This window comes from Hydrogenophaga sp. ZJX-1 (assembly GCF_048590325.1).
GTDB lineage: Bacteria > Pseudomonadota > Gammaproteobacteria > Burkholderiales > Burkholderiaceae_C > Hydrogenophaga.
This window is the reverse complement of the sequence record NZ_JBMBRA010000001.1, coordinates 361,534-386,599: the sequence shown is the minus strand read 5'-3', so window position 1 is coordinate 386,599 and position 25,066 is coordinate 361,534. Positions and strand designations below refer to the sequence as shown.

Here is a 25,066-nt window from a genome sequence, read left to right as displayed (position 1 = left end):
CGCTGCCCCGCCAACTTTCCCCCTCCATGCCCGCCGCCCTGCACACGCCCCCATCGCCCGCCCTGCCCGCCGTTTCGTTCACCCGCTGGCTCGCCGTGGGCAGCCTGCTGGGCCTGATCGTGTTGTGCCTGGCCTGGGAACTCTGGCTCGCGCCGCTGCGCCCGGGCGGTTCGTGGCTGGTGCTCAAGGTGTTGCCGCTGACCCTGCCGCTGGCCGGGCTGCTGAAGAACCGCATGTACACCTACCGCTGGCTCAGCCTGCTGGTGTGGATCTACTTCGCCGAAGGCGCGGTGCGCGCCACCAGCGACAGCGGCCTTTCCGCCGCGCTGGCGGGCATCGAGGTGCTGCTGTGCGTGCTGCTGTTCGTGGCCTGTGCGCTGCATGTGCGCATCCGCCAGCGCGCCGCCGGCCAGGAAGCCGTGGCCGCCGACAAGGCCCGCCACGCCGCCGCCACCGGCGCCGCGGCCGACCCAGTCAACACCAGCTCCACAACCCGCCCATGAACGCGCTGCTCGACCCACTGCGGGCCATCGTCGGCGCGCCCCACGTGCTCACGCACGACGACCCCGCCACCGACCTCAGCGCCTGGGAAAACGACTGGCGCCAGCGCGCCCGCGGCCGTGCGCTGGCTGTGGTGCGCCCCGGGTCGACCGCCGAAGTCGCGGCGGTGGTGAAAGCCTGCGCGGCGGCCGGCGCATCGATCGTGCCGCAGGGCGGCAACACCGGTCTGGTGGTGGGTTCTGTGCCCGATGACAGCGGCACGCAGGTGGTGCTGTCGCTCACGCGCCTGAACCGCGTGCGCGCCATCGACGGCGCCAACCTCACCATGACGGTCGATGCCGGTTGCGTGCTGCAGACCCTGCAGGAAGCCGCCGAACAGGCGGGGTTCCTGTTCCCGCTCTCGCTCGCGGCCGAAGGCAGCTGCACCATCGGCGGCAACCTCGCCACCAACGCCGGCGGCACGCAGGTGGTGCGCTACGGCAATGCGCGCGATCTCTGCCTGGGCCTGGAAGTGGTCACCGCGCAGGGCGAGGTGTGGCACGGTCTGACCGGCCTGCGCAAGGACAACACCGGCTACGACCTGCGCGACCTCTTCGTCGGCAGCGAAGGCACGCTCGGCGTCATCACCGCGGCGACCATGAAGCTCTACCCGCTGCCCGCCGCGCAACTCACCGCCTGGGCCGCCGTGCCCAGCCTGGAATCGGCCGTGACCCTGCTGGGTCTGGCCCATCAGCACCTGGGCGCGGGCCTGACCGGCTTCGAAGTCATGGGCCAGTTCGCGCTGAGCCTGGTGGCCAAACACTTCCCGCAGCAGCGCGTGCCACTCTGGGAGGACACGCCCTACTGTGTCTTGCTGGAAAACAGCGACAGCGAGTCCGAGGCGCACGCCCGTGCGCAGTTCGAGCGCCTGCTGGAAACCGCGTTCGAGAACGGCGTGGTCAGCGACGCCGTGGTGGCCGAGAGCCTGCAGCAGGCCCACGCGCTCTGGCACATCCGCGAGAGCATCCCGCTGGCGCAGGCCGAAGAAGGCCTGAACATCAAACACGACATCAGCATTCCGGTTTCGCGCATTCCGGCCTTCTGCGCCGAGACCGATGCCCTGCTGGAGCACGAGATCCCCGGCGCGCGCCTGGTCAACTTCGGCCACCTGGGCGACGGCAACCTGCACTACAACGTGCAGGCACCCGCCGGCGGCGACCCCAAGGCCTTCCTGCGCGAGCAGGAAGCGCGCGTGAACACCCTGGTGTTCGATGCGGTGGCGCGCTTCGACGGATCCATCAGCGCCGAACATGGCGTGGGCAGCCTCAAGGCGGACAAGCTGCCGCACTACAAGGACCCGGTCGCGCTGGCCCTGATGCGCTCCATCAAGCAGGCAATGGACCCACAGAACCTGCTGAACCCCGGGCGCGTGCTGCCGCGCTGACCCAGGCACCGGGTCGGGCCAGCCTCTTTGCACACCGGGATCCGCCGCTTGGCCCACCTGCTCCTGCTCGCCATCGTCTACGTGTCCTTCGTCAGCCTGGGGCTGCCCGATGCCGTCATGGGCGTGATCTGGCCGGCGATGCGAGCGGACATGGGCCAGCCCCTGGCGGCCCTGGGCGTGCTGACCCTCACCATGACGGTCTGCGCCGCGCTCAGCGCGGGCTTCGCCGGGCGCATCGTCGCGCGGGTGGGCACCGGCGTGGTGGTCGCCGCCAGTTGCCTGATGACCGCGCTGGCCCTGGTAGGCTTCTCTGTCGCGCCATCGTTTGCCTGGCTGGTGCTGCTCGGCATTCCGCTGGGCGCGGGCGGCGGCGCGGTCGATGCCAGCCTGAACCATTTCGTCGCGGCACACTATTCGTCGCGCCACATGAACTGGCTGCACGGTTTCTGGGGCGTGGGCGCCACCACCGGCCCGGCGGTGATGGGCCTGGCGCTGGCTGGCCCGGGCGGCTGGACCCGCGGCGTGCTCACCCTCGGGCTGGCCCAGCTCACACTGGCCGCGCTGCTCTGGGCCACGCTGTCGCTCTGGCGGCGCGAGCGCAGCCAGCCGACGGACGCCGCAGCGGCGGACGAGCCACCGGTGGTGTTCCAACCGGTCGCGCGCCGTGCCCTGTGGCTGGCGCCGCTGTGTTTCCTGTTCTACGTGGCCGCCGAAATGGGCACCGGCCTGTGGGCCGCCAGCATCCTGGTGAACGACCGGGGCATCAGCCTTGCGCAGGCGGGCTTCTGGGTCTCGCTGTATTTCGGCTCCATCACCGCGGGGCGTTTCGGCGTGGGCCTGGTTTCGGAACGCCTGGGCAACCGGCGGCTGGTGCGCCTGGGGGCCACACTGGCATTGGCGGGCGCTGCCTTGTTCGCCCTGCCCGGCCTGCCGGCGTTGCTGTCTCTGGCCGGCCTGGTGCTCATGGGGCTGGGCTGCGCGCCGGTATTTCCCTCGCTGATGCACGAGGCCGCGCGGCGCTTTCCGGCCGACGTGGCGCGCACCGTGATCGGCCGGCAGATGATGGCCGCCTACGCGGGCGGCTCGGTCATCCCGGCGGCGTTTGGCCTGCTGGCCACCTGGGTCGGACTCGGCGCGGTGATGCCGGTGGTGATGCTGCTGCTGATCGCCCTGCTGTGGGCGATCCACGCGCTCGACCAGCTGACCTGAAACGTTGCGGTTTCAGGCCGCCTTGAGACGCGCCTCGTTGAGCTGTGACGCGCGCAACGAAGCCGGCCGTGCCTGCACCCGCGCGGCATAGGCCTCGAACACCGGCCGCTTCTCGATGGTGCCGAACATCAGGCCCCACACCACGCTCGACCCCACGTAAACATCGGCCGCGGTGAACTGTTCACCGCACACATACGGCCCCTTCGACAGCCCGACCTCCAGCGCGTTCATCGTGTCGGCGTAACAACCGAAGCCGACCATGGCGCTGCGGCCCTGAGGCACTTCCCAGCCGAGCGAGCGCGCCACGGCGGCCTGCTCCAGCGGCCCGGCGGCGAAGAACAACCAGCGGAAATAATCGGCCCGGGCCGGCGAACCGGGCGGCGGGATCAGGCCCTTCTCCGGAAACCGGTCGCCCAGGTAAGCGCAGATGGCCGCGGCCTCGGTCACCACAGCGTCACCATGGCGCAGCGCCGGCACCTTGCCCATGGGGTTGATCGCCAGGTAGTCCGGCGCTTTCATGGTGGTGCCGTAGTCAAGCCAGACGGTCTCGTAAGGCTCTGCCAGTTCTTCCATCATCCAGTGCGCGATGCGGCCTCGGGACTGGGGGTTGGTGTACAGGGTCAGTGACGGCATGGCGGAGTCTCCGGTTGGCGGATGCGACGAGGCCGCATCGTAGCCCGCAGACGCTTGGCGGTCCACCGCGGCGCAGGGGTGATCCGGAGCGGGCACAATCGTGGTTTCGCCTGCCCGTTGCCCTCTGAAACTGCCCCATGACCGACCATAGCCCCCAACGCCCTGTGCGCTCGCAATACGAAGATTTCATGCGCCATGTGTTCACCCAGGGCGTGGACAAGGGCGACCGCACCGGCACCGGCACCAAGAGCGTGTTCGGCCACCAGATGCGCTTCGACCTCAACGAAGGCTTCCCGCTGGTGACCACCAAGAAGGTGTTCCTGAAGGCCATCATCGTCGAGCTGCTGTGGTTCCTGCGCGGTGACAGCAACGTGAAATGGCTGCAGGAACGCGGCTGCACCATCTGGGACGAATGGGCGCGCGCCGACGGCGATCTGGGCCCTGTCTACGGCGTGCAGTGGCGCAGCTGGCCCACGCCCGACGGCGGCCACATCGACCAGATCGCCGACGTCATCCAGACGCTCAAGAGCAACCCCGATTCGCGCCGCATCATCGTCAGCGCCTGGAACGTGGCCGAACTGAACAAGATGGCGCTCATGCCCTGCCACGCCTTCTTCCAGTTCTACGTGGCCCCCGCCACCGAACCCGGCGGGCGCGGCAAACTCAGCTGCCAGCTCTACCAGCGCAGCGCCGACATCTTCCTCGGCGTGCCCTTCAACATCGCCAGCTACGCCCTGCTCACGCACATGGTGGCGCAGCAGTGCGACCTGGATGTGGGCGACTTCATCTGGACCGGCGGCGACTGCCACATCTACAGCAACCACCACGAGCAGGTGGCAACGCAGCTCTCGCGCCAGCCCTTCGCCTACCCGACGCTCAACATCAAGCGCCGACCCGATTCCATCTTCGACTACCAGTACGAAGATTTCGAGGTGGTCGGCTACGAGTGCCACCCGGCCATCAAGGCACCAGTTGCCGTTTAAGCCGTATCTGTGATCTCCCGCCGCCAGCTCTGGGCCCTGCTGGCCCTCACGCTCATGTGGGGCGTCAACTGGCCCATGATGAAGCTCTCGCTGCAGCAGCTCTCGCCGCTGTATTTCCGCGCCAGCACCATGCTGCTGGGCGCGGCCTGGCTGTTCGTCTACGTGGCGGCCAAGGGCGAGCGCATGCGTCCGGCCGGACGCGAATGGTGGGTCATCGTCTGGCTCGGCCTGCCCAACGTGCTGGGCTGGCACACGCTGTCGATCTTCGGCGTGCAGGAGCTGGCCTCGGGGCGTGCGGCCATCCTGGGCTTCACCATGCCGATCTTCACCGTGCTGATCGGCGCGGCCTTCTTCGGTGAACGCATCACGCCGCGCGTGCGGCTGGCGGTGCTGTGCGTCAGCATCGCCATCGCCCTGCTGCTGTGGAACGAACTGCAACGCCTTTCAGGTCGCCCGGTGGGCGTGGCCTGGATGCTGGGCGCCGCCGCCTCGTGGGCGCTGGGCACACTCATGTTCCGCCGCGCGCACCTCACGCTCTCACCCCTCGTGGTCACGGTCTGGATGCTGCTGCTCGGCAGCGCCGTGGTCTGGGTGCTGGCGCTGTCGCTGGAACCACTGCCCCGGCCGGCCACGTTCTCAACCATGACCTGGGTCAGTCTGGCCTATGGCGTGCTGATCAACTACGGCTTCGCGCAGCTGATCTGGTTCGGCATGGCGCGCGACCTGCCGCCCGCCACCAGCGCCATGAGCGTGATGGCCATCCCGCTGGTGGGCACGCTGAGCGCCACCTTCATCACCGGCGAGGTGCCGCACTGGCAGGACTGGCTGGCCATGGGCTTCGTGATGCTGGCGATCGCCAGCGTGCTGTTGCCCCCGGGCGCGTTGCGACGGCGGCCCGTCGCGGCACAATCGACGGATGCCTGACACCACCGCCTCAACGCCTGCCCGTTTGCACCTGATCTACGCCCGCGCCGCCAACGGCGTGATCGGCAAGGCCAACGCCCTGCCCTGGCACCTGCCCGAAGACATGGCGCACTTCAAGCGCACCACGCTGGGCTGCCCGGTGATCATGGGTCGCAAGACCTGGGATTCGCTGCCGCCCAGGTTCCGCCCGCTGCCCGGGCGCCTCAACATCGTGGTCACGCGCGACGCGGACTGGGCGGCCGAGGGCGCGACCGTCGCCCATTCGCTGGAAGCCGCGCGCGACCACTGCCCACCCGGCAGCGACGCCTGGGTGATTGGTGGCGCGCAGGTCTATGCGCAGGCGCTGCCCCTGGCCACCAGCGTGGTCGTGACCGAGATCGCGCAGGATTTCGAAGGCGACGCGTTCGCTCCCGAACTCGGCCCTGGGTGGACCGCCGTCGAGCGTGAAGACCAGGTGGCCGCGAGCGGTCTGCCCTTCAGCTTCGTGACCTACCAGCACGCCGCAGCGCTCTGACCCGCGGCCAGGTCCTGGAACCTCACTGGCCCTTGACCTTGGCCAGCAGCGCGCTGATCTCGGCACGGCGGCCTTCGTCGGCGATCTGGCGACCGGCACGACCCGGCGCCTGCAACGCCTTTTCAAGATAAGGCACGGCCTTCTGCGGCTCCTCGGTCTGCACCAGGAAATCGGCGTAGAAGTAATTGGGATCGATGCCCTTGGGGTTGATCGTCAGCGCCTTCTGCAGCAGCTCGCGCGCCTTGGCCTTGTCACCAAAACCCAGCGGCCAGCCCGGCACCTTGTAATACAGCACGCCCAGGCTGTTGTAGGCCGACCCGTCGAGCGCGGCACCGTCGATCTGGATCGCCGACTCGTACAGGCCCTTGGCCTGCTTCACGAGCGGGAGCGCGCCGAGGCCGCCTTTTTCACCCGCCCAGGAACTCAGGATGATGCCTTCCCAGACCAGGGGTTCGGCACGACCGGCAAAGCTCTCGCTCACCTGGTGCGCGCGGGTGGCCAGGGCTTCAAAGCGCTTCTCGCGCTCCTTGGCCGGCGTCTTGTAGTTGACCTGTTCCCAGGCTTGCTGGAGCTCGCGCACCGACTCTTCCACGGTGGCGGCACTGGCCGCCAGGGGCACCGCCAGCAAGGCCAGGGCCGACAGCGTGGCGCCCAGGAAACGGCGGCGCAGCGCGCCGACCTGGAGGGACAGGGTTGGGGGGGTGGTATCAAACATTTTCAGATCCTTCGCATCAAATGGGGGAGCTCAGCGGAGTGATCACCGGAGGGCGATCGGTGGTGGCGGCTGCGGGCAACGCGCGGCTGTTGCGCTTGAAGCCCGCATCGAGCCAGGTGGGCGCAAGCCCGTTGAGGCGCACGGCCAGCGACTCGGGAAAGCCCACGAACCGCTCGGCCGCTTCGCTCTCAAGCAGCGCCAGCAGCTCGACCGCCACGGTCTGCGGGCTGTCCATCGCTGTGCCGGTGGCCTGGTTGTAGGTCTCCACCGCCTCGTTGTTGAAGTCGGTGCGCGTGCTGCGCGGGCCGAGGTACTGCACCTTCACGGGTGTCTCCTGCAGCTCGCGGCGCAGCGCTTCGGCGAAACCACGCAGACCGAACTTGCTCGCGCTGTAGGCACTGAAACCGGGCAGACCCAGGCGTCCGAGCACCGAACCGACGCAGATCACCTGGGCCTTTGCCTGGGCCAACAGGTGCGGCAGCAGCGCCTGCGTCAGCAGCATCGGCGCGATCAGGTTGGTCTGCACCACGGCCTGGATGTCGCGGGCATCGAGCGACTGCAGGCGACCGAACGACGCGAGGCCGGCGTTGTGCACCAGCACGTTGCAGCCCCAGGCGGATGCCAGCACCGACAGGCTCGCCAGGTCCTCCGGACGCGACAGATCGGCCACCCGGAAGTCGATGCGAGGCGACTTCACGCTGGTCAGCTGGGACAGCTCGCTGGCCTGGGCCGCCAGGCCCGCCGCCGATCGGCCGACCAGCATCACGGCAGCACCCGCCTTCAGCAGCGCCTGCGCCACGGGCTGACCGATGCCGCCGCTGGCACCCGTGAGCACCACGCGGGCCTGCGAGGCCTTCATGCCAGGGCCTCTTGCTTGTTGTTGGCCTGCAACTGGACCACAGGCAGCGGCAAGTTGCGGAACACGTCCCCATAGAGCCGAAAGAAAGCGCGGGCGCCGTGCACGATGTCGCGCTGGTCTTGCGGGTCTTCGATCTGGTCCATCAGCAGCGCGAAATGGGCGGTGTGCTCCTGGTCCAGCGTGCCGTGCGAACGCAGGTAGCTGAAGGCCGCGTCCGGCAGACCGAGCGGCTGCTGGATGCTGTCGGCCGCCAGCAGGGCCAGCGACACGCTGGTGCCTTCAAGCACGTGCACCATGCCGAAGAAGCCCAGCGGATTGCGCCGGGCGATGGTGTCGTAGGCATAGGCCACCATCACTTCGGTGGCGTGGCTTGGCTGACCGTTGCGCACCGCCTCGGCGTCGGCACCGCAGGCGCGGATGTCGTCGAGGATCCATTCCTCGTGGCCGCGTTCTTCCTCGATGTATTCGTCCATCGCGTCGTTGAGCCAGGCGTGGTGCGCCGGCAGCGCGGCCTTGCAGGCCCGCAGCAGGGGCACGGTGTGCTTGACATGGTGGTAGGCCTCGGTCAGGAAGGCCACATAGCTCGGCAGGGACACCACGCCCTGCAGGCAGCCCTGGATGATGGGTGCGGACAGCAGCCCCATGCGGGCCTGCTCGGTCTCTTTCAGCAACTCGGCGTGAAATGGCATCTTTGTCTTTCGGAGAGGGGAAATCGGTTCAGAGGGCGGCGTCGGCCAGCAGGCCGAGCGCTTCGGCATGGCGGGCCAGAATGGCGTTGCGCTGGGGCCGTCCATTGGCTGTGGCCATGCCGGTGTCGGCCGAGAAAGCAGCGGTCGCGCGGACCCAGTGACGGATCCGGGCGTAGTCGGGCAGACCGGCATTGGCCACGTGCACGGCAGCTTGCAGCACGGCATCACTCAGGTCGGGATGTGTCGGCCAGAGCACCGCACTGAGCGCGGCTTGCCCATCGCCCAGCACCACGGCCTGGCCGATGGCGTTTTCGCCGCGCAAGGCGGTCTCCACCCACTCGGGCGACACGTTGCGGCCAAAGGCGGTGATCAGCACGTTCTTGCGGCGACCGCGCACCTGGACAAAACCATCGGCGTCGATGTGCCCGAGATCGCCGGTGGGCCACCAGTCCGGTGGTGCCTCCGGGTCACCCAGGTAGCCCGCGAACAGGCTGCCACTCACTTCCAGTTCACCATCGCGGGTGACCCGCACGCTGGCGTGCGGCAGCGGCTTGCCGGCGCTGCCGGGGCGGTCGGCACCGGGCAGGTTCAGCGTCTGCACCGAAGCCCCTTCCGACAGCCCATAACCCTCATAGGCCGGAATGCCCAGCCGGTGCGCGGCCTCGATCAGCGGCGCCCCGACGGCCGCACCGCCCACGGCGACCATGCGCAGCGAGGCTGGCGCGCGCAGCCCCTGGCGGGCGAGCCAGCCGACCCAGGCCCTCAGCATCTGCGGCAGCAGGATCAGGCTGTTCGGCTGGTGCTGTTCCACGGCCGCGTGGAAGCGCGCCGGGTCGAAGCTGGACGAACCGGTGAGACCCAGATCGCCCAGGGGCAACACGATGATTTCGGCCCCGCGCGCCAGGGGCGCCATCACACCCGCGATGTTCTCCAGCAGCACGGCAAACGGCAACGCACACAGGTGGCGGCGGATGTCCAGCGGCTCCAGCGCCTGCACCAAGCTGTCGGCCACCTGCCGCATGCCCTGCGCGGTCAGGCAGACCCCTTTGGGCTGGCCGGTCGTGCCGGAAGTGAAAGTGATCTTGGCCGTGCCGGCCGGAAGGGTCTGTTGCAGCGCGGGCAGGCGCAGGCATTGCAGGGCCTGACCGGCCACGGTGCAGTCCTGGCGCGGCGCGTGGTCCCACTGGCTGGCCACGGCTTCGCTGGTCAGCAGGCTGTCCACACCCGCGGTCATCAGCGCATGACCGATCTGCGCCGGTGTGAAAAACGCGGGCAGCGGCACGTGCACCACGTCAGCCAGCCCGGCCGCCAGATCGGCCACCACCCAGGCGGGCGAGTTGTCCATCAGCGTGGCCAGCACGCGCGTGCCCTGGGCCCGCAACACATCGGCCAAGGTTTGCGCGGCCTCGTGCATTGCCGCGTACGTGATGCCGCGCTGGCCGTCGTTCAGCGCGATGGTGGTTGCGTCGGTGTTCAAGAACCTGCTCCCGCGCTGCGCTGGCGGCGCTCCAGCAGACGCAAGGCCTGCTGCACCTGGCCGGCCAGGACCACCGGGTGGTGCTCGTAGTAGCTGCCCCATTCGGAAGCCGCGTCACCCAGGGCCTGCGCGTCGGCGCGCCCCAGCGCCAGCGGCGTGACCCCCAGGCGCACGAACAGGTGGCGCAGTTCTTCGGTCAGCGTGCTGACCACCCACGAAGCCCCTTCCACCGCGAGGTGGTGCGCCATCAGAAAGATCAGGCGACGGCCTTCACCCGGCCGCTCCGCGGCCAGGTGGCCCACCTCAAAAATGCCTTCCGGCGCCACAGCTGCGCCACTCTGGTGCGCAGCCAGCAACTGCCCGATCGGTGCGTCGAGGTAACGCTGCAGGAACAGCGTGCCCTGGTGCGCCCGCCTGTACCCGGCGGCGGCGACAATCTGCTGGCTCAGCGGATCGCGCAGGCACACCAGCGTGGGCGCAAAACCCGTCACCCGGGCGCCAAACCGGCGCGCGTACACGCGGCCAATGAAGGCTTCGACTTCGCCGCGCCGCGGATCGTCGACGGTGTGCACGGTCAGGCGGGGAACGGGCGCTGGCAGGACCAGAGCCGGCAGGCGATCATCCGGAAAAGAGGACAGGGCCATCAACATCCAAGCTCCTTGTGTCAGCCCCGGTTTCCAGATGAACCGGGTGACGTCAGGGCATGGTCGGCGGGCAACATTAAATGGCCCTTAACCATGGCGAGGACCCACCGCCAGAAGCGGCAAAACCTAGAATGGCGACTCCTTCTTCTCCACCCGCCCGCCCCCATGCAACTTGCCACCTGGAACGTCAACTCCCTCAACGTGCGCCTGCCCCAGGTACTGGACTGGCTGACGGCCCACCCCGTGGACGTGCTGGCGTTGCAGGAACTCAAACTCAGCGACGACAAGTTCCCGCAGCAGGCGTTCACCGACATCGGCTACCAGGCCCAGTGGTTCGGTCAGAAAACCTACAACGGCGTGGCGCTGCTGAGCAAGTCACCCGCCGAGGACGTGGTCCGCAACATCCCCGGGTTTGCCGACGAACAATCGCGCGTGTTGTGCGGCACGTTTGACGGCGTGCGGGTGATCGGCGCGTATTTCCCCAACGGCCAGGAACCCGGCAGCGACAAGTTCGCCTACAAGATGCGCTGGCTCGACGCGCTGCGCGAGTGGGTGCGCGCCGAGCTGGTGGCGCATCCCCAACTGGTGTTGATGGGTGACTACAACATCACCTTCGACGATGCCGATGTGTGGGATCCGGTGGGCCTGCGCGAGACCATCCACTGCACGACCGAAGAACGCACCCACCTGCAGGCGCTGATCGGTCTCGGTCTGACGGACTCGGTTCGCCTGTTTCCGCAGCCCGAAAAAAACTACAGCTGGTGGGACTACCGCGATTTTGCGTTCCGCCGCAACCGTGGCCTTCGCATTGACCACATCCTGATCAGCGAAGCGCTGAAGACCCGCGCCACCGCTTGTGAGGTGGACAAGCTGCCGCGAAAGAACGAGCGCCCCAGCGACCACGCGCCGGTGGTGCTGACGCTCCGTTGAATTCAGCCCCGCCGGGAGAGTGACCCAGAAACACCGCGGAACCGTCTTGGCCGGGCCGCTGGTGTTGCCCCCTCCTGGGGGTGGCGCGAAGCGCCGTGGGGGTCATTCAAGATTCAGTTCCTGAATCTTGCGGGTGATGGTGTTGCGCCCGATGCCCAGCTTCTGGGCCGCTTCGATGCGGCGCCCGCGGGTGTTCGCCAGCGCTGTCTGGATCAGGCAGGTTTCAAAGCGGTGCGTGAGCACATCCCACACATCGGTGCGCCCCGCTTCCAGCAAGGTCTGCGCCTCTGCCTGCAGACCCGCTTCCCACGCAGTCGCGCCCCCCTCAACGGGCGCCGCCACCACGGGCGAGGCTGCCGCCATCGCTGGCGCAGGGGTGACCATGGCAACGGCTGGCACCGGTACCGGCTGCGGCGGTGGCGTCCACGCCGACCCGACCAGTTCGGGCGCGACAGCCATCGCAGCCGGAGGGCTGTCCGCCGGGGCCGCGCCAGCCATGGCCAGCACTTCGGGGGGCAGATCCTTGAGATCAACCACCTGCGAGGGCGCCATGACCGTCAGCCAGTGGCACACGTTCTCCAGCTGGCGCACGTTGCCCGGGAAGTCAAAAGTGCCGAGCAGTTTGAGTGCCGCCTCGGAGATGCGCTTGGGTTCCACGCCCAGCTGCTTGGCACTTTGCTGCAGGAAGAAACGCGTGAGCATGGGCACGTCTTCACGCCGCTCGCGCAACGCGGGCAGGCGCAGGCGGATCACGTTCAGGCGGTGGAACAGGTCCTCGCGGAACACGCCTTCCTTGACCCGCTGCTCCAGGTTCTGGTGCGTCGCGGCGATCACACGCACATTGGCGCGCACCGCGCTGTGGCCGCCGACGCGGTAGAAATGGCCATCGGAGAGCACCCGCAGCAAACGCGTCTGCAGGTCAAACGGCATGTCGCCGATTTCGTCGAGAAACAGCGTGCCGCCATCGGCCTGCTCGAAGCGGCCGCGGCGCATGGTCTGTGCACCGGTGAAGGCCCCGCGCTCGTGTCCGAAGAGTTCGGACTCCAGCAGGTCTTTGGGGATTGCAGCGGTGTTGATCGCGACAAAGGGCCCCCCCGAACGCGGCGAATGTTTGTGGAGCGCGCGGGCGACCAGTTCCTTGCCCGAGCCCGACTCGCCGGTGATCAGCACCGTCACCTGGCTCTGGCTCAGGCGCCCGATGGCACGGAACACGTCCTGCATGGCAGGCGCCTGGCCCAGCATCTCGGGCGCGGCTGTCATGCGTTCTTCGGCCACTTCCTCGCGCTGGCTTTCTTCCACCGCGCGACGGATCAGTTCCACCGCTTTGGGCAGGTCAAACGGCTTGGGCAGGTATTCGAACGCCCCCCCCTGGAAGGCCGAAACCGCGCTGTCCAGATCGGAGAACGCGGTCATGATGATGACGGGCAGGCCGGGCAGTTTTTCCTTGACCTTTTCCAGCAGATCCAGACCCGAGCCACCGGGCATGCGGATGTCGCTCACGAGGATCTGGGGGCCTTCGCTCTCGGGCCTCTCGGCCAGGGCCTTGAGCACCTCCTGCGGGTTGGTGAAACTGCGCGTGGGCAGGTTCTCGCGCAGCAACGCCTTCTCCAACACGAAGCGGATTGATTGATCGTCATCCACTATCCAGATCGGCTTCATGTGTTCGTGTTCCCTTCGTCAGGCGAGGCGTTGTTGTATCGGTTTCATGGCAACGGAATCAGCAATTTGAAATCCGTGTGACCCGGCACGCTCTCACACTCGATCAGGCCATGGTGCTGCTGGACAAAAGTTTGAGCCAGCGTGAGTCCGAGACCCGAACCACCATCGCGTCCCGACACCAGCGGGAAAAAGATGCGGTCCTTGATCGAGTCTGGAACACCAGGCCCGTTGTCGATGACATGCAATTCCAGTGCCAGCCGATAGCGCTGCTTGCCGAAGGTCACTTGCCGGCCCACGCGCGTCCTCAGAATGATCTGTCCATCACCCGCCGCAATGCGCTCGCCCAGCGCCTGCGCCGCGTTGTGCGCGATGTTGAGCACCGCCTGGATGAGCTGCTCGCGGTCGCCGCGAAACTCGGGGATGGAGGTGTCGTAGTCACGCACCACCTTCAGCCCTCTGGGAAACTCCGCCACGATCAGTGAACGCACGCGCTCGCAGACTTCGTGGATGTTCACGTCACCCACCACGTGCGGCCGGCGGTGCGGCGCAAGCAGGCGGTCCACCAGCGATTGCAGTCGATCGGCCTCGTGGATGATGACCTGGGTGTATTCGATCAGCTCTTTGGATTCGAGCTCCATCTGCAGCAACTGCGCAGCGCCCCGGATGCCGCCCAGTGGATTCTTGATCTCGTGCGCCAGGTTGCGGATCAGCTCCTTGTTGGCCTGGGCCTGGTCGATCAGGCGCTCCTCGCGCTCCTGCCGGGTTTGCAGCTCCAGCGGCAGCAGCTCCACGATGACTTCGCCCGGCACCTCGGTCTGTGCCACCACCACGTGCACCGGCAACGGCTCGTGAGTGGTGCGTTTGAGCCAGGTGTCGTAGCGCAGCGCTGCGAACTCGTTGCCCCGTGCGCCACTCAGGGCGCTCTGCAGCAGCGTGGGCTCGGTGAAACAGTCCTGCAAGCGCGAACCGTTGATGCTGCGCCGGGACATGCCCAGCGCATCTTCGAGGGCGGTGTTCGCGTACAACACGGCGCCATCAGCCGCGACCACGGCCACGAGCGTGGCCAGCAGGTCAAGCGAATGAAACCGGCTCGTGGGTGGGGCTGCACGAACCGCATCGTGCTCTGCAGGTGGGGCCGCATCGAAGCGGGTCGAGAGGGGGGGTGTGGTGGGCTTTTTCAAGCCACCTATTTTGCGGCATTACCGGCCGGTGCCCCGGCCCCACTGTGCCGGTTGAGCTCATTGCGGATGCTGGTCACGTCGCTCTCGGCACGCGCCAGTGCGGCTTTGAGCTCGGCAACGCGGTCCAGATAGCGCTGGTAGTTGCGCGATTCGATACCTTGTTTCTCCGGCTCGCCATTGGCATAGGCTTTTTTGGCCTCGGCCAGACGCTCTTCGGCCCGGCGGAGTTCGGTTTCCAGAATGGCGCGCGCGTCGCTGTCGCGCGCACGCTGTTCGGCCGAATCGGTGCGGGTGTTGCCGTTGCGCGCCGGTGCGGTGCTGGGCCGCGGCGCACTGGGTGCGACCGTGCGCTGTGGCGCGGGACCCTGGATGACGGTGATGTTGCCCCCTTCCATGAGCTTGCAGCCCCGGCTCTTGGCAACTTCAGCGTTGTTGGTGTACTCGTTGCCACAGCGGTAGATGCGCTCCTGCGCCTGCGCTGGAACCAGGCACAGCCCGGCCAGACAGGCAACGAGCCCGCGAATCATGTGGGTGGGATTCAAGGTCGACAAATCGGCTTCTCCGTCTCGGGGACTCTGGTCAGTGCACTTTTTAGTATGACCCAGATTGCCCGCGAAAGTGCCCATGCGCGGTGAAGGGGTGGCGAAATTGCCGCACTCCATGCAAAAAGGGACGGCATTGGCCGTCCCTTTTTTTGGCATCCACATGATCCGTGGACCGCTGAAAACCCGTCCGGTCAAGCCGGGACGAGGATCACAGGCTGTAGTACATGTCGTATTCGACCGGTGCCACTTCGATGCGGCCGCGGTTGACTTCGGCCGTCTTCAGCTCGATGTAGGCGTCGAGCATGGAGTCGGTGAACACACCACCCTTGGTCAGGAAGGCGCGGTCCTTGTCCAGGTACTCCAGCGCCATGTCGAGGCTGTGGCAGACGGTCGGCACCAACTTGTCTTCTTCCGGCGGCAGGTGGTACAGATCCTTGGTGGCGGCTTCGCCCGGATGGATCTTGTTTTCCACGCCGTCCAGACCGGCCATCAGCAGGGCCGAGAAGCCCAGGTAGGGGTTCATCAGTGGATCGGGGAAGCGGGCTTCCACGCGACGACCCTTGGGGTTCGCAACGTAAGGGATGCGGATCGAGGCCGAGCGGTTCTTGGCAGAGTAGGCCAGTTTCACCGGCGCTTCGAAGTGCGGCACCAGACGGCGGTAGCTGTTGGTACCCGGGTTGGTGATGGCGTTCAATGCACGGGCGTGCTTGATGATGCCGCCGATGTAATACAGCGCGAACTCGCTCAGGCCGGCATAGCCGTCGCCAGCGAACAGGTTCTTGCCGTCTTTCCAGACCGACTGGTGCACGTGCATGCCGGAACCGTTGTCACCGGCGTAGGGCTTGGGCATGAAGGTCGCAGTCTTGCCGTAGGCGTTGGCGACGTTGTGCACCACGTACTTCTGCAGGATGGTCCAGTCGGCGCGCTGCACCAGGGTGCTGAAGCGGGTGCCGATTTCGTTCTGGCCAGCGCCCGCCACTTCGTGGTGGAACACTTCGACCGGGATGCCCAGCGATTCGAGGATCAGGGCCATCTCGGCGCGCATGTCCTGCGTGCTGTCGACCGGAGGCACGGGGAAGTAGCCGCCCTTGACGGTGGGACGGTGGCCGCGGTTGCCGCCTTCGAGCTTGGCACCCTTGTTCCAGGGGGCTTCGTACTCTTCGATTTCGTAGAAGGTGTGGCCAGGAGCGGTGCTCCAGCGCACGCCATCGAACAGGAAGAACTCGGGTTCCGGTCCGAAGAAGGCCGTATCGCCCAGGCCGGTGGACTTGAGGTAAGCCTCGGCGCGCTTGGCGATGGAGCGGGGATCGCGGTCATAGGCCTTGCCGTCGGCAGGCTCGATCACGTCGCAGGTCAGGATCAGCGTCGTTTCTTCGTAGAACGGGTCGATGTTGGCCGTGTTCGGATCGGGAACCAGTTGCATGTCCGAGGCTTCGATGCCCTTCCAGCCTGCGATGGACGAGCCGTCAAACGCGTGTCCCGAAATGAATTTGTCCTCGTCGAAATGCGAGACGGGCACGGTGGTGTGCTGCTGCGCACCGCGGGTGTCGGTGAAACGGAAGTCAACGAATTTGACCTCGTTGTCTTTCACCATTTGCATCACGTCTGCGACGGTCTTGGCCATCAAATACTCCTGTTACTTGGTAGGTGGAAATAGATACGACGCTGGTGTGAAGCAGTTTTTGTGCCATTTATCGCCCCTTGGCTGACGGGCCCACAAACCTGGTTCGCACGCGGCCGGCCATTATGGCGCAGGCGACCCGAACCACCATGGCCCGCACGGCCTGCCAGCGCCCACCCGCAACAGGGTTTGGCGCCAGCGCCAAGAGCTCCGGCGAAAAGCACCAAATAAGTGCAAAAAAAGAGGCACCAAAGCTGTGCGATTTTTCAACGCACCATCTCGGGGCCCAATTGGGCATCGTGGGCGCGCAGACCGGTCAGCAAGTCGTTGAATGCCGTGGACACCGCCGCAGGCTCCCCTTTCACCCCGAGTTCGATGTGGCGGCCAAAGACCGGGTGGTCCACGCTGGGCAGGCTGAACACCTTGACGGGGTGCTGCCGCTCGATCTGCTCCATCAGCGGCGTGAGCGCGGCTTCCATGGCACCCATGACGACCACCGAACGCTCCAGCCAACGACCCGCGCGGTGCAGGTGGGCGTAGTTCTGGTCGAGCACCGCTTCGATCATGGGCCAGGCCATCACCGGAAAGCCGGGGACAAAGTGCACGGTGCCACCGCCCGGACCATCACTGGAAAAACCCGGAATCCGGTTGTACGGGTTGTCGATGATGCGCGCACCGACCGGGAAGACACCCATGTTGAAACGGTGCACGTTATCGGGGCGTTCCGGGTCGTACACATCGCCGCGCTCCTGCGCAAGATCGCGCATGCGCTGTTCGATGAGCGCCCGGGCCTGCGGATGCAGGGCCAGATCGCACCCCAGCGCCGCGGCCGCGCACTGGCGCGTGTGGTCGTCGGGCGTTGCGCCGATGCCCCCACAGGAAAAAACCACATCGGATGAGGCAAAGGCTTCACGCAAGGCCGCGGTGATGCGGGGTCGCTCGTCCCCCAGACAGCGCGCCCAGGTCAGCGAAAGACCCCGCGCCTGCAACAGCTCGATCACCTTGGGCAGGTGTTTGTCGGCCCGCTTGCCCGAGAGGATCTCGTCGCCAATGATGATCAGGCCAAAGGATGGCGCCGCGGGTTCGCTCGATGACATGACGGTGTTCAGCTTCCAGATGAGGTGGGTGGTGGCAGAAAAGGTGGCGCGTCGGGTGCATCCGGCAGCGGTTCGACCCGTTCCAGGCTGTCCCTAGGCACCGCATCAAGCACTTCGACCGCCGAAGCCGCGCGCAGGCGCTCCAGCGCCGCCAGGGCGAAATGGGAAAACCAGAGCGATGCAAAGGCGAAAACCAGCGTGTAGATCCAGATCGCGACCGGAATCAGCAGCGGAGCCAGGGCGATCAGCATGGCACCCGAGGCCCAGATCACGCTGGGGGCCGCGCCCAGATAGCCGCTGAGGATGCCCATCAGCAGCAAGGTCCCCCGGTGCTCCCGGATCAGCGTCTTGCGCTCGGCGGCGCTGGCATGCACCGCCAGCGCATCGAAGGCAAACACCCGGTAGGTGAGCCAGCCCCAGATCAGTGGCGGCAGGATCAACACCAGCGGCGGCACCAGCCACAGCGGCATCGACGCCACCAGCGCGAAAAGCGCCAGCAGTGTGGAGCCCAGCGACCAGAACACGCTCACGATCAGCGAGCCGCCCTGTTTGCGCTCCATGGCGGGAAAGCGGCGCTTGCCCACCAGGTCAACCATGGCAGGCGTCATCAACAAGGCCACCAGCAGCAGGCACAGCACCACGATCACGGGAATGGCCAACACGAGCACCAGCAACGGCCCAAAGGCCGCCCGCAACGCGCCCATGCCCACACGCTCCAGCCAGCCCATGGCACTCTGAACAAATTCGGTGGCCTCCAGCCAGGCCGTCACGGAGGCAACCGCGGATTCCCAGAAAAAAAAGCCCAGGGCAAACGACAGTGCCACCATGAGGATCAGCGGCAGAAACGACAGGGCGATCACCCGCGGATGCATGCAGTACACCGCAGCGCGCCAGAATGCATCAAGCATGGGTTTCATCGCGACAAGAATACAGGCTTTCAACCCGCCGGGCCCCTGCTGGACCCGGCCATCCATGGATCCGCGCCGTCGTGAGCTTTCTCGCTCGCTGGCCCTGGATCACCCTTCTGGGGGATGTACGCGAACCACCGTCACGGGCACAATTTCTGGCACACACTGTGGCGGCGCAAAGCCACCACGGTAGGCACCGTCTTGGCCAGCCGGCAAGGCAACACCCAACCAGCTGTCTCCGGCGAGCCCATCGTGGTGGGTTCGAGCGAATCCCAGGAACGCCAGATGTGCGCCCGGGTGGCGCCCCACCGACGTCCCGAAACACGATTCAACCTGCAGCGACCCCACAAGGCCCCAGCAAACCACAAGGAATTCACGGTAAACCCGTGTGATGTCACCACAAACGTGACTCTTTCTGTATCAAAAATATACATTTGACACATCATTACAACGAATCCGCCTTGAGCTCTTCTTCACCATGAATTCCTGGAACAACCCATGGCTGCTGGCCGTGCTGGTACCCGCTCTGCTGGTGCTGGGCGCTGTGCTGCACCGCTATTGGGAAGCCAGGCAGGCCAAGGCGCGTCGGCGCATCCCCAAGCACTGGCCCTTGAGCGCCCGAGCCATCGCCAACAGCGAAGAGGCACGCGTCTGGCATTGGTTGGCTCGTGCGTTCTACGACCACCACATCATGATCAAGTTGCCGGTCACGCGCTTCACCCTGCCGCGGGACAAGGAGAAAGGCATGGACTGGTACAAGTTGCTCGGTGGCGTGTATTGCACGTTCACCGTCTGCAAGTCCGATGGGCGTGTGGTGGGGTGCCTGGATGTGCCAGGCCGCAACGCCCTGCCGCGCAGCACGCGCCTGCTCAAGCACTCGCTGCTCACCCAATGTGGCCTCCCTTACTGGGTGGTTCGCTCCAGCGCCTTGCCCACGGTTTCAGAGATTCGGGCCGAATTTTTGGGCGAAACGCCCACCGCCCAGTCCATGCGCGAACGCGAACAGGAAGAGCGCGCCATGATCGCCGCGCAAAACAACCTGCGTTCGGCACTGACCCGTCAGCGCAGCAACCGCCAGAGCGATTTCAGCCCGCTGTCCACCTGGCCCAGCAGCACCACAGACGACTCCCGGGTCAGCGACCTCGGATCGCAGTGGCAGGACAACTCTTTCCTCGTCCCGCTCGACAGCCGCAAGGGCGAACTGCTCTGAGCACGGCGCTCAAGCCGGCTTCGGGGCGGGCACCTTCAGCGTCAATGCCACGACCTCGTCGCCGCTGAGCCAGCGCCACTGGCCCGGCGCCAGTTCGTCGGTGAGATGCAGTCCGCCGATCGCCGACCGGTGCAAACCCTCCACCCGATTGCCCACAGCGGCCACCATGCGCTTGACCTGGTGGTATTTGCCTTCGGTCAGCGTGAGCTGCAAATGGTGTTCGCTCACAGCGTGGCACGCAGCCGCCTTCACCGGTCGGGGATCGTCATCCAGTACCACGCCTGCCAGCAAGCGCGATACCTGATCCGGTGTGATCGGATGCTTGAGCTGTGCTTCGTACACCTTGGGCACATGGTGCCGAGGTGAAGTCAGACGGTGAATGAACTTGCCGTCGTCCGACAGCAGCAGCAAGCCGGTGGTGTCCTGATCCAGGCGCCCAACCGCTTGCACGCCCGCAGCGGCACCTCCACCGCGCGTGCGCAAGGGGCCAGGCAACAGGGTGTAGATGCTGGGATAGGTGCTGGGCTTCTGCGAACACTCCGTTCCTGCCGGCTTGTGGAGCAGCAGATAGGCCAGCGCGTGGTATTCCCAGCGCTCACCCTGCACCCAGAACACCAATCCCTGCTCATCCAGCACTTCGGCCGGGTCATCGCACAACCGACGTTGTTCGCCCAGTTGCACCAACCCCTGCTGCACCAGACCGCAACAAACGCGGCGGGTGCCAAACCCCTGGGAAAAAAGGATGTCCTGCAACTGCATCATGGTGGTTCATTCAGCACGGTCAATCCGTACCGCCGGAAAAAGAAAAAGCCACCGGACCGCAAGGCCAGGTGGCTGATTCTGATGAGGTGGTGGAGCTGGGGGGAATTGAACCCCCGTCCGCAAGCCTTCTTCGCGCAGTTCTACATGTGTAGCCGTCTGATTTGAGTCTCGCTTCCTGTATCGCGCAGCGGCACGCTATACAGAACGCCAGCAACCTTGAGTCTCGCTGTGCGCCAAGTTACCCGACGCCCAGCCAGCCTATTGAATTATCTTTGCAGCCTGGACTCTCGCGGCTTGCGCCGTCTGAACCCTTGCCCAGCCCATAGGCCTGCTGTTGCAAAGCTCACCGGCAATTAAGCGGCGAGTGCGAAACGTTCGTCGTTTGCAGTTAGTTTTTTTCTGCGGTTTTACGAGGTGACAGAACCTCGACATGCCCTGCTGCGTGTCCGAACCCACGTCGAAACCAGTGCAGCCCCTGAAACTCCAAGTTTAAGGCAGTTGGAGCAATTTCAAGACCTGCAATGGAGAAAGAACTTCCGCATCGGCACCCCAATGCCCCGTTTCACCGCCAACGCCCAGGTAGCCATAGCGCGCGGCCACGGTGAACATTCCCGCCTCGCGTCCGGCCACGATGTCACGTTCGTCATCGCCCACGTAGATGCAGGCGCCCGGGCTCACGCCGAGGCGACGCGCGGCCTCACGCAGCGGCTCGGGGTGTGGCTTGGGCCAGGGTGTGGTGTCTCCGCACACCACCGCACCCGCTCCAGACAGCGTGGGCAGGCCCGCCAGCACCGGATCGGTGAGGCGCTGGGCCTTGTTGGTGACGATGCCCCAGGGCATCCGCCCTTGTGACAGAGTGGCCACCAGTTCGTCAACCCCGTCAAAACACCGGGTGTGCTGCAGCAGGCACTGTTCGTAGTGCGCCAGAAACTCGCGCTTGAGGTCTTCATAGGCGGGATCGGCCGGGGGCACCCCGAAAGCCACCTGGATCATGCCGCGCGCGCCGGAACTGGCATGCGGCCGGTAGCCCTCCAGCGGCAAGGCGGGCAGCCGCCGTGTCGCCCGCATGCGCTCGACAGCCAGCGCCAGGTCGGGCGCACTGTCCACCAGCGTGCCGTCCAGATCGAACAGCACCGCCTTCACCGCAAACGGCGGAAGCTTCATGCCTTGCGCGTGGCCAGCAGGTAGTTCACGCTGGTGTCCTGGCTCAGCCAGTAGCGCTTGGTCAGCGGGTTGTATTCCATGCCGCGGGTCTGGGCCAGATCGAGGTTTGCAGCGCGGCAATAGCCCGCCAGTTCGCTGGGGCGGATCATCTTGGCGTATTCGTGCGTGCCCTTGGGCAGCATCTGCAGCAGGTACTCAGCGCCCACGATGGCAAACAGAAACGATTTGGGATTGCGGTTGATGGTGGAGAAAAACACCCAGCCGCCGGGCTTGACCAGTTCGGCGCAAGCGCGCACCACCGATGACGGGTCGGGCACATGTTCCAGCATCTCCATGCAGGTCACCACATCGAAGGAAGCCGGCTGCTCTTCGGCCAGCGCCTCGGCGCTGACTTCCCGGTAGCTGACGCCGGCTGTGCTGGCTTCCAACGCGTGCAGCTGAGCCACCCGGAGTGCCTTCGTAGAAAGATCAATGCCGGTAACCTGGGCGCCTTTGCGGGCCATGGAGTCGGACAGGATGCCGCCGCCACAACCCACATCGAGCACTTTTTTGCCCGACAGGCTGGCGAGTTCGTCGATCCACGCCAGCCGCAACGGGTTGATCTGGTGCAGCGGTCGGAACTCGCTCTCGGGATCCCACCAACGGTGGGCGAGATCGGAAAATTTGGCCAGCTCGGCCGGATCTGCATTGACGGGATTCATGAACCCGATTTTCACACGGCTTCAGGGTGCGAGTCCGTGCTGTGTGGCGAAGCGCTCTCGCTCGCCCAGGACATCGGCAGGTGATATGCAGGCTTTTGGCGGTTGCAGACCCTGGCGCCGCAATTGCTGGCGGTAGTCGGGGTTCTGGTAGGGATCGGCCACCACGTAACCGGCCTGTTCGGTGCAAGCGCCATCGGGTCGGCAATCTTTCCAGGTTGCGCCAAACACAATCCGCCCATCGCGGGTCAATCCGGGGAAGGCACTGGCCAGCACCTGGGTGCGCCAATCTTCAATGCGAAACACCTGTCCTTTCAGCGCCGGTCGCGGGTCGACGAAATAGACCGATGCGTTGTCGGTATAGGTCAACATGGCGGGCTGGTCGGTGGTGAAGCCGAAAACGGCCTTGCCCGGCGTGGCCTGCAGGTCCCACCGCAAGTCGCAGGGATGGTCCGGGTCCAGTGCGCCCCGTGCCAGCCCATAGACCCGCATGCTGGGCACCCCCTGTCGGGGGTTGATCGGGATGGCGGAAAACGCCAGCCCATCGACCGACAGCATGGGCAGGGTGTAGACATTGCCGTCGATGACTTCGCGAGAACGGCAGATGAACTGGGCGCCTGAATCGTGAACGATCTCGACCCCGCGCGCACTGTCACGCAACCCCAGCGTGCGCACCTGAAGCGGACCGGTGCCCTGCCCCGCCCGGCTGCCCTGGGGCCAGCTCATGGAGCGGATCCAGATCAGCGAGGGGTCGGGGCTCTGGGTCCTGTTCAGCTCAGCGGCGGCGGCATAAAAACCTTTCATGCCACCTTTGAACATGGGTCGAGCCACCTGCGGCTGGCGCACGATGTCCGAAAAACGGTAGTGGCTGCCATCCACGTCGACCAGATAGCGCCAGCTGCCCTGCACGGGGAAAGCCTCGTTGCTGAGCGGCGTCTTGCGCACCGTCATCCGGCCATTGGCTTCTGCGGGCAGTTCGATCAGGGCCACCTGACCCAGTTGCGCCCCCGAAAACGAGCGCAAGACAAAACGCCCGTCAGGGCTGATGCGCTCATAGGCTCCCAGCGCCGCCACCCCCTGGCTGTCGCGCCCCACCTGTGCGGGATCAAGCGGAAGGTAGCTGACAGCGTCGATACAGGACGCGTCTCGCGCAGGCTGCGACAGGACGTCAAAACCCGGCAGGACAAAGGCTGCGCCAGCAAAGACCAGATGGACGGGTTTGAACATCATCGGTACGCCTGGATGCGCTCACTGGGGCGGGGTCTGAACCAGCGCACGCCTCAGCGCGAGCAACCGGAACCGGAGCGCCTCAGACCAGGCCTCTTCAGGCATCACACCCCAGACGGGCCAGGGATGGAGGTGCGACCCCAACAACACAAAGCCCATGGGCGAGTGGTTCATACCGCGCCAGAGCGAATCACATTGGGCCGGCATGGCAAGCAGTGCATCCGGATCGGTCGTTGTGGCAGAAGGAGAGGCCAACGCCGCTCGCCACTCGGCTTCGGGCACCCGGGGGTCTTTCCAGCCCAACACGCGGTAACCGAGCGCCTCGGCGGCCTGCCTCATGCGCGTCCATTCCAGCAGGGTGTAGACCATGCGCGGAGACAGCAGCATGACCACCACGGGCTTGTCGGCGTCGGTCGGTGAGACTGCGAAGCACTCCCGCTCCTCGGCCGTCATCGCGCGCACGGCACGCCAGGACGCTTCCGGCAGCCCGGTCTGCGCACCTGCAGGCCAGGCGCAAGCGCTCAGAAAGAGTCCAAACAGCAGGCCAGAAGTACGGAGCATGGGGCTTGAAGGCGTGAAAAAGCCCCATGCGCTTTCACGCATGGGGCTTGGCGTCAGGAGCGCCGCAAGCGGAGCTTACTTGCCCGAACGGGTACCAACCACTTCAACTTCCACGCGACGGTTCTTGGCGCGGCCTTCGCGGGTTGCGTTGTCGGCCACCGGCTGGGTCAGGCCCTTGCCTTCGGTGTAGATGCGGTTGCTTTCGATGCCCTTGCTCACCAGATAGGCCTTGACGGCTTCAGCACGGCGAACCGACAGGGACTGGTTGTAGCCGGCAGGGCCGGTCGAGTCGGTGTGACCCACGGCAATCACCACTTCCAGGTTGATGCCACCGACCTTGCTGGCCAGATCGTCCAGCTTGGCTTTGCCTTCAGGCTTGACCACAGCCTTGTCGAAGTCGAAGAAGGCATCGGCAGCGTAGGTCACCTTGGTGGCTGCAGGAGCCGGAGCGGGCGCAGGAGCTGGCGCAGGTGCGGGAGCCGGTGCGGCGGCGACCGGTGCTGGAGCAGGTGCTGGAGCCGGTGCAGGAACGATGGCGCCATCGCAACCCTTGGCAGCGGTCGCCGGGGTCCAGAAAGCATCGCGCCAGCACAGGGTGCCGTCACCGTTCTTCCACTGCAGGTTGCCATGGTTGTTGCGCCAGTTGTCATTGGTTGCAGTGCCGCTGGAGGGCGCGGCAAATACAGCCGAAGCCATGGCGGCGGTTGCGAACAGCATTGCCACTTTGTTCAGTTTTTTCATGGTTTTTCCTCTTGGTGTAAGCCGCGGACGGGCCAAATATCAACATTAACGTTTGAAGTGACCACCACTCAATACGCTAATTTTATTGTGCCACAAGCGTTTGACGCGGACGTCAGGGCCTTGAAAGCTGGATGTAACCACTTTCTGCGCACCACCCATCCGTTGCCGACACACAACATAAGACCTGCAGA

The 25,066-nt window shown here is 65.8% G+C and carries 26 protein-coding genes and 1 other RNA gene; 8 read left to right on the top strand and 19 right to left on the bottom strand.

Annotated elements, in window-relative coordinates; translation table 11 throughout:
• The first annotated feature begins 26 nt into the window (after window positions 1-26).
• Genes ACN5W5_RS01930 through ACN5W5_RS01920 form a run of 3 tightly spaced genes read left to right on the top strand, consistent with a single transcriptional unit; the run spans window position 27 to window position 3,133 of the window.
• Entirely contained in the window at window positions 27-503 is a 477-nt protein-coding gene (locus tag ACN5W5_RS01930) for a DUF2069 domain-containing protein (RefSeq protein WP_420046912.1), read from the top strand.
• Entirely contained in the window at window positions 500-1,924 is a 1,425-nt protein-coding gene (locus ACN5W5_RS01925) for an FAD-binding oxidoreductase (RefSeq protein WP_420046911.1), read from the top strand. The genes ACN5W5_RS01930 and ACN5W5_RS01925 overlap by 4 nt, the downstream gene beginning before the upstream one ends.
• A gap of 48 nt (window positions 1,925-1,972) precedes the next feature.
• Window positions 1,973-3,133, top strand: a complete 1,161-nt coding sequence (locus tag ACN5W5_RS01920) for an MFS transporter (RefSeq protein ID WP_420046910.1) — start codon at window positions 1,973-1,975, stop codon at window positions 3,131-3,133.
• Between the two features lie 12 nt (window positions 3,134-3,145).
• Here the strand turns inward: ACN5W5_RS01920 and ACN5W5_RS01915 are convergent, their stop codons facing one another.
• Window positions 3,146-3,766 (bottom strand): glutathione S-transferase family protein, encoded by a 621-nt coding sequence (locus tag ACN5W5_RS01915; protein WP_420046909.1) that lies wholly within the window; start codon window positions 3,764-3,766, stop codon window positions 3,146-3,148.
• 137 nt (window positions 3,767-3,903) lie between these two features.
• Between ACN5W5_RS01915 and ACN5W5_RS01910 the strand changes: the two genes are divergently transcribed.
• The 3 genes from ACN5W5_RS01910 to ACN5W5_RS01900 are packed head-to-tail and all read left to right on the top strand — an operon-like array spanning window position 3,904 to window position 6,187.
• Window positions 3,904-4,749, top strand: coding sequence for a thymidylate synthase (locus tag ACN5W5_RS01910; protein WP_420046908.1), 846 nt, complete (start codon window positions 3,904-3,906; stop codon window positions 4,747-4,749).
• A 9-nt stretch (window positions 4,750-4,758) separates the two neighbouring features.
• Window positions 4,759-5,673, top strand: coding sequence for a DMT family transporter (locus ACN5W5_RS01905; RefSeq protein ID WP_420046907.1), 915 nt, complete (start codon window positions 4,759-4,761; stop codon window positions 5,671-5,673).
• Entirely contained in the window at window positions 5,666-6,187 is a 522-nt protein-coding gene (locus ACN5W5_RS01900; RefSeq protein WP_420046906.1) for a dihydrofolate reductase, read from the top strand. Before ACN5W5_RS01905 ends, ACN5W5_RS01900 begins: the two co-directional genes overlap by 8 nt.
• A 22-nt stretch (window positions 6,188-6,209) precedes the next feature.
• Here ACN5W5_RS01900 and ACN5W5_RS01895 read toward each other — a convergent pair whose 3' ends face one another.
• Genes ACN5W5_RS01895 through ACN5W5_RS01875 form a run of 5 tightly spaced genes read right to left on the bottom strand, consistent with a single transcriptional unit; the run spans window position 6,210 to window position 10,571 of the window.
• Window positions 6,210-6,902, bottom strand: a complete 693-nt coding sequence (locus ACN5W5_RS01895) for a tetratricopeptide repeat protein (protein ID WP_420046905.1) — start codon at window positions 6,900-6,902, stop codon at window positions 6,210-6,212.
• A gap of 16 nt (window positions 6,903-6,918) precedes the next feature.
• Entirely contained in the window at window positions 6,919-7,761 is an 843-nt protein-coding gene (locus tag ACN5W5_RS01890; protein WP_420046904.1) for an SDR family oxidoreductase, read from the bottom strand.
• Entirely contained in the window at window positions 7,758-8,450 is a 693-nt protein-coding gene (locus ACN5W5_RS01885) for a TenA family transcriptional regulator (protein WP_420046903.1), read from the bottom strand. Before ACN5W5_RS01885 ends, ACN5W5_RS01890 begins: the two co-directional genes overlap by 4 nt.
• A 28-nt stretch (window positions 8,451-8,478) precedes the next feature.
• Complete coding sequence (locus ACN5W5_RS01880; protein WP_420046902.1) at window positions 8,479-9,927, bottom strand: AMP-binding protein; 1,449 nt, start codon at window positions 9,925-9,927, stop codon at window positions 8,479-8,481.
• A complete protein-coding gene (locus ACN5W5_RS01875) occupies window positions 9,924-10,571 on the bottom strand; it encodes a thermostable hemolysin (RefSeq protein WP_420046901.1) in 648 nt (215 codons plus the stop codon). The genes ACN5W5_RS01880 and ACN5W5_RS01875 overlap by 4 nt, the downstream gene beginning before the upstream one ends.
• Window positions 10,572-10,736: 165 nt before the next feature.
• On the opposite strand from ACN5W5_RS01875, the gene xth reads away from it, so the two are divergent.
• Window positions 10,737-11,501 (top strand): exodeoxyribonuclease III, encoded by a 765-nt coding sequence (gene xth, locus ACN5W5_RS01870; protein WP_420046900.1) that lies wholly within the window; start codon window positions 10,737-10,739, stop codon window positions 11,499-11,501.
• Window positions 11,502-11,603: 102 nt separating this feature from the next.
• Here the strand turns inward: xth and ntrC are convergent, their stop codons facing one another.
• From ntrC to ACN5W5_RS01840, 6 genes are all read right to left on the bottom strand, one after another.
• Window positions 11,604-13,160 carry a nitrogen regulation protein NR(I) gene (ntrC, locus tag ACN5W5_RS01865; protein WP_420046899.1) on the bottom strand — a complete coding sequence of 519 codons (1,557 nt, stop codon included), beginning with the start codon at window positions 13,158-13,160 and terminating at the stop codon, window positions 11,604-11,606.
• A gap of 44 nt (window positions 13,161-13,204) precedes the next feature.
• Complete coding sequence (gene glnL / locus ACN5W5_RS01860) at window positions 13,205-14,350, bottom strand: nitrogen regulation protein NR(II) (RefSeq protein ID WP_420047424.1); 1,146 nt, start codon at window positions 14,348-14,350, stop codon at window positions 13,205-13,207.
• On the bottom strand, window positions 14,347-14,868 hold the full coding sequence (locus ACN5W5_RS01855; RefSeq protein WP_420047423.1) for a hypothetical protein: 522 nt from the start codon (window positions 14,866-14,868) through the stop codon (window positions 14,347-14,349). The genes glnL and ACN5W5_RS01855 overlap by 4 nt, the downstream gene beginning before the upstream one ends.
• A 226-nt stretch (window positions 14,869-15,094) precedes the next feature.
• Complete coding sequence (gene glnA / locus ACN5W5_RS01850; protein WP_226465850.1) at window positions 15,095-16,510, bottom strand: type I glutamate--ammonia ligase; 1,416 nt, start codon at window positions 16,508-16,510, stop codon at window positions 15,095-15,097.
• 263 nt (window positions 16,511-16,773) lie between these two features.
• Window positions 16,774-17,604, bottom strand: coding sequence for a competence/damage-inducible protein A (locus ACN5W5_RS01845; protein ID WP_420046898.1), 831 nt, complete (start codon window positions 17,602-17,604; stop codon window positions 16,774-16,776).
• An 8-nt stretch (window positions 17,605-17,612) separates the two neighbouring features.
• Window positions 17,613-18,521: an EI24 domain-containing protein gene (locus ACN5W5_RS01840; RefSeq protein ID WP_420046897.1), complete on the bottom strand. Its 909-nt coding sequence runs from the start codon at window positions 18,519-18,521 to the stop codon at window positions 17,613-17,615.
• 469 nt (window positions 18,522-18,990) lie between these two features.
• On the opposite strand from ACN5W5_RS01840, the gene ACN5W5_RS01835 reads away from it, so the two are divergent.
• The gene (locus ACN5W5_RS01835) at window positions 18,991-19,722 is read left to right on the top strand and encodes a DUF2726 domain-containing protein (protein ID WP_420046896.1); all 732 of its coding nucleotides are present in this window, start codon (window positions 18,991-18,993) and stop codon (window positions 19,720-19,722) included.
• A 9-nt stretch (window positions 19,723-19,731) separates the two neighbouring features.
• Here ACN5W5_RS01835 and ACN5W5_RS01830 read toward each other — a convergent pair whose 3' ends face one another.
• The 7 genes from ACN5W5_RS01830 to ompA form a co-directional block, all read right to left on the bottom strand.
• Complete coding sequence (locus ACN5W5_RS01830) at window positions 19,732-20,481, bottom strand: 16S rRNA pseudouridine(516) synthase (RefSeq protein WP_420047422.1); 750 nt, start codon at window positions 20,479-20,481, stop codon at window positions 19,732-19,734.
• Window positions 20,482-20,571: 90 nt separating this feature from the next.
• Window positions 20,572-20,960, bottom strand: a transfer-messenger RNA (tmRNA) gene (gene ssrA / locus ACN5W5_RS01825).
• Between the two features lie 13 nt (window positions 20,961-20,973).
• Complete coding sequence (locus ACN5W5_RS01820) at window positions 20,974-21,648, bottom strand: HAD-IA family hydrolase (RefSeq protein ID WP_420046895.1); 675 nt, start codon at window positions 21,646-21,648, stop codon at window positions 20,974-20,976.
• Window positions 21,645-22,349, bottom strand: coding sequence for a bifunctional 2-polyprenyl-6-hydroxyphenol methylase/3-demethylubiquinol 3-O-methyltransferase UbiG (gene ubiG / locus ACN5W5_RS01815; RefSeq protein ID WP_420046894.1), 705 nt, complete (start codon window positions 22,347-22,349; stop codon window positions 21,645-21,647). The genes ACN5W5_RS01820 and ubiG overlap by 4 nt, the downstream gene beginning before the upstream one ends.
• 21 nt (window positions 22,350-22,370) lie before the next feature.
• Window positions 22,371-23,576 (bottom strand): hypothetical protein, encoded by a 1,206-nt coding sequence (locus ACN5W5_RS01810; protein ID WP_420046893.1) that lies wholly within the window; start codon window positions 23,574-23,576, stop codon window positions 22,371-22,373.
• Window positions 23,577-23,594: 18 nt separating this feature from the next.
• Complete coding sequence (locus ACN5W5_RS01805; protein ID WP_420046892.1) at window positions 23,595-24,134, bottom strand: hypothetical protein; 540 nt, start codon at window positions 24,132-24,134, stop codon at window positions 23,595-23,597.
• Window positions 24,135-24,209: 75 nt separating this feature from the next.
• The gene (gene ompA, locus ACN5W5_RS01800) at window positions 24,210-24,875 is read right to left on the bottom strand and encodes an outer membrane protein OmpA (protein ID WP_420046891.1); all 666 of its coding nucleotides are present in this window, start codon (window positions 24,873-24,875) and stop codon (window positions 24,210-24,212) included.
• Between the last annotated feature and the right edge of the window lie 191 nt (window positions 24,876-25,066).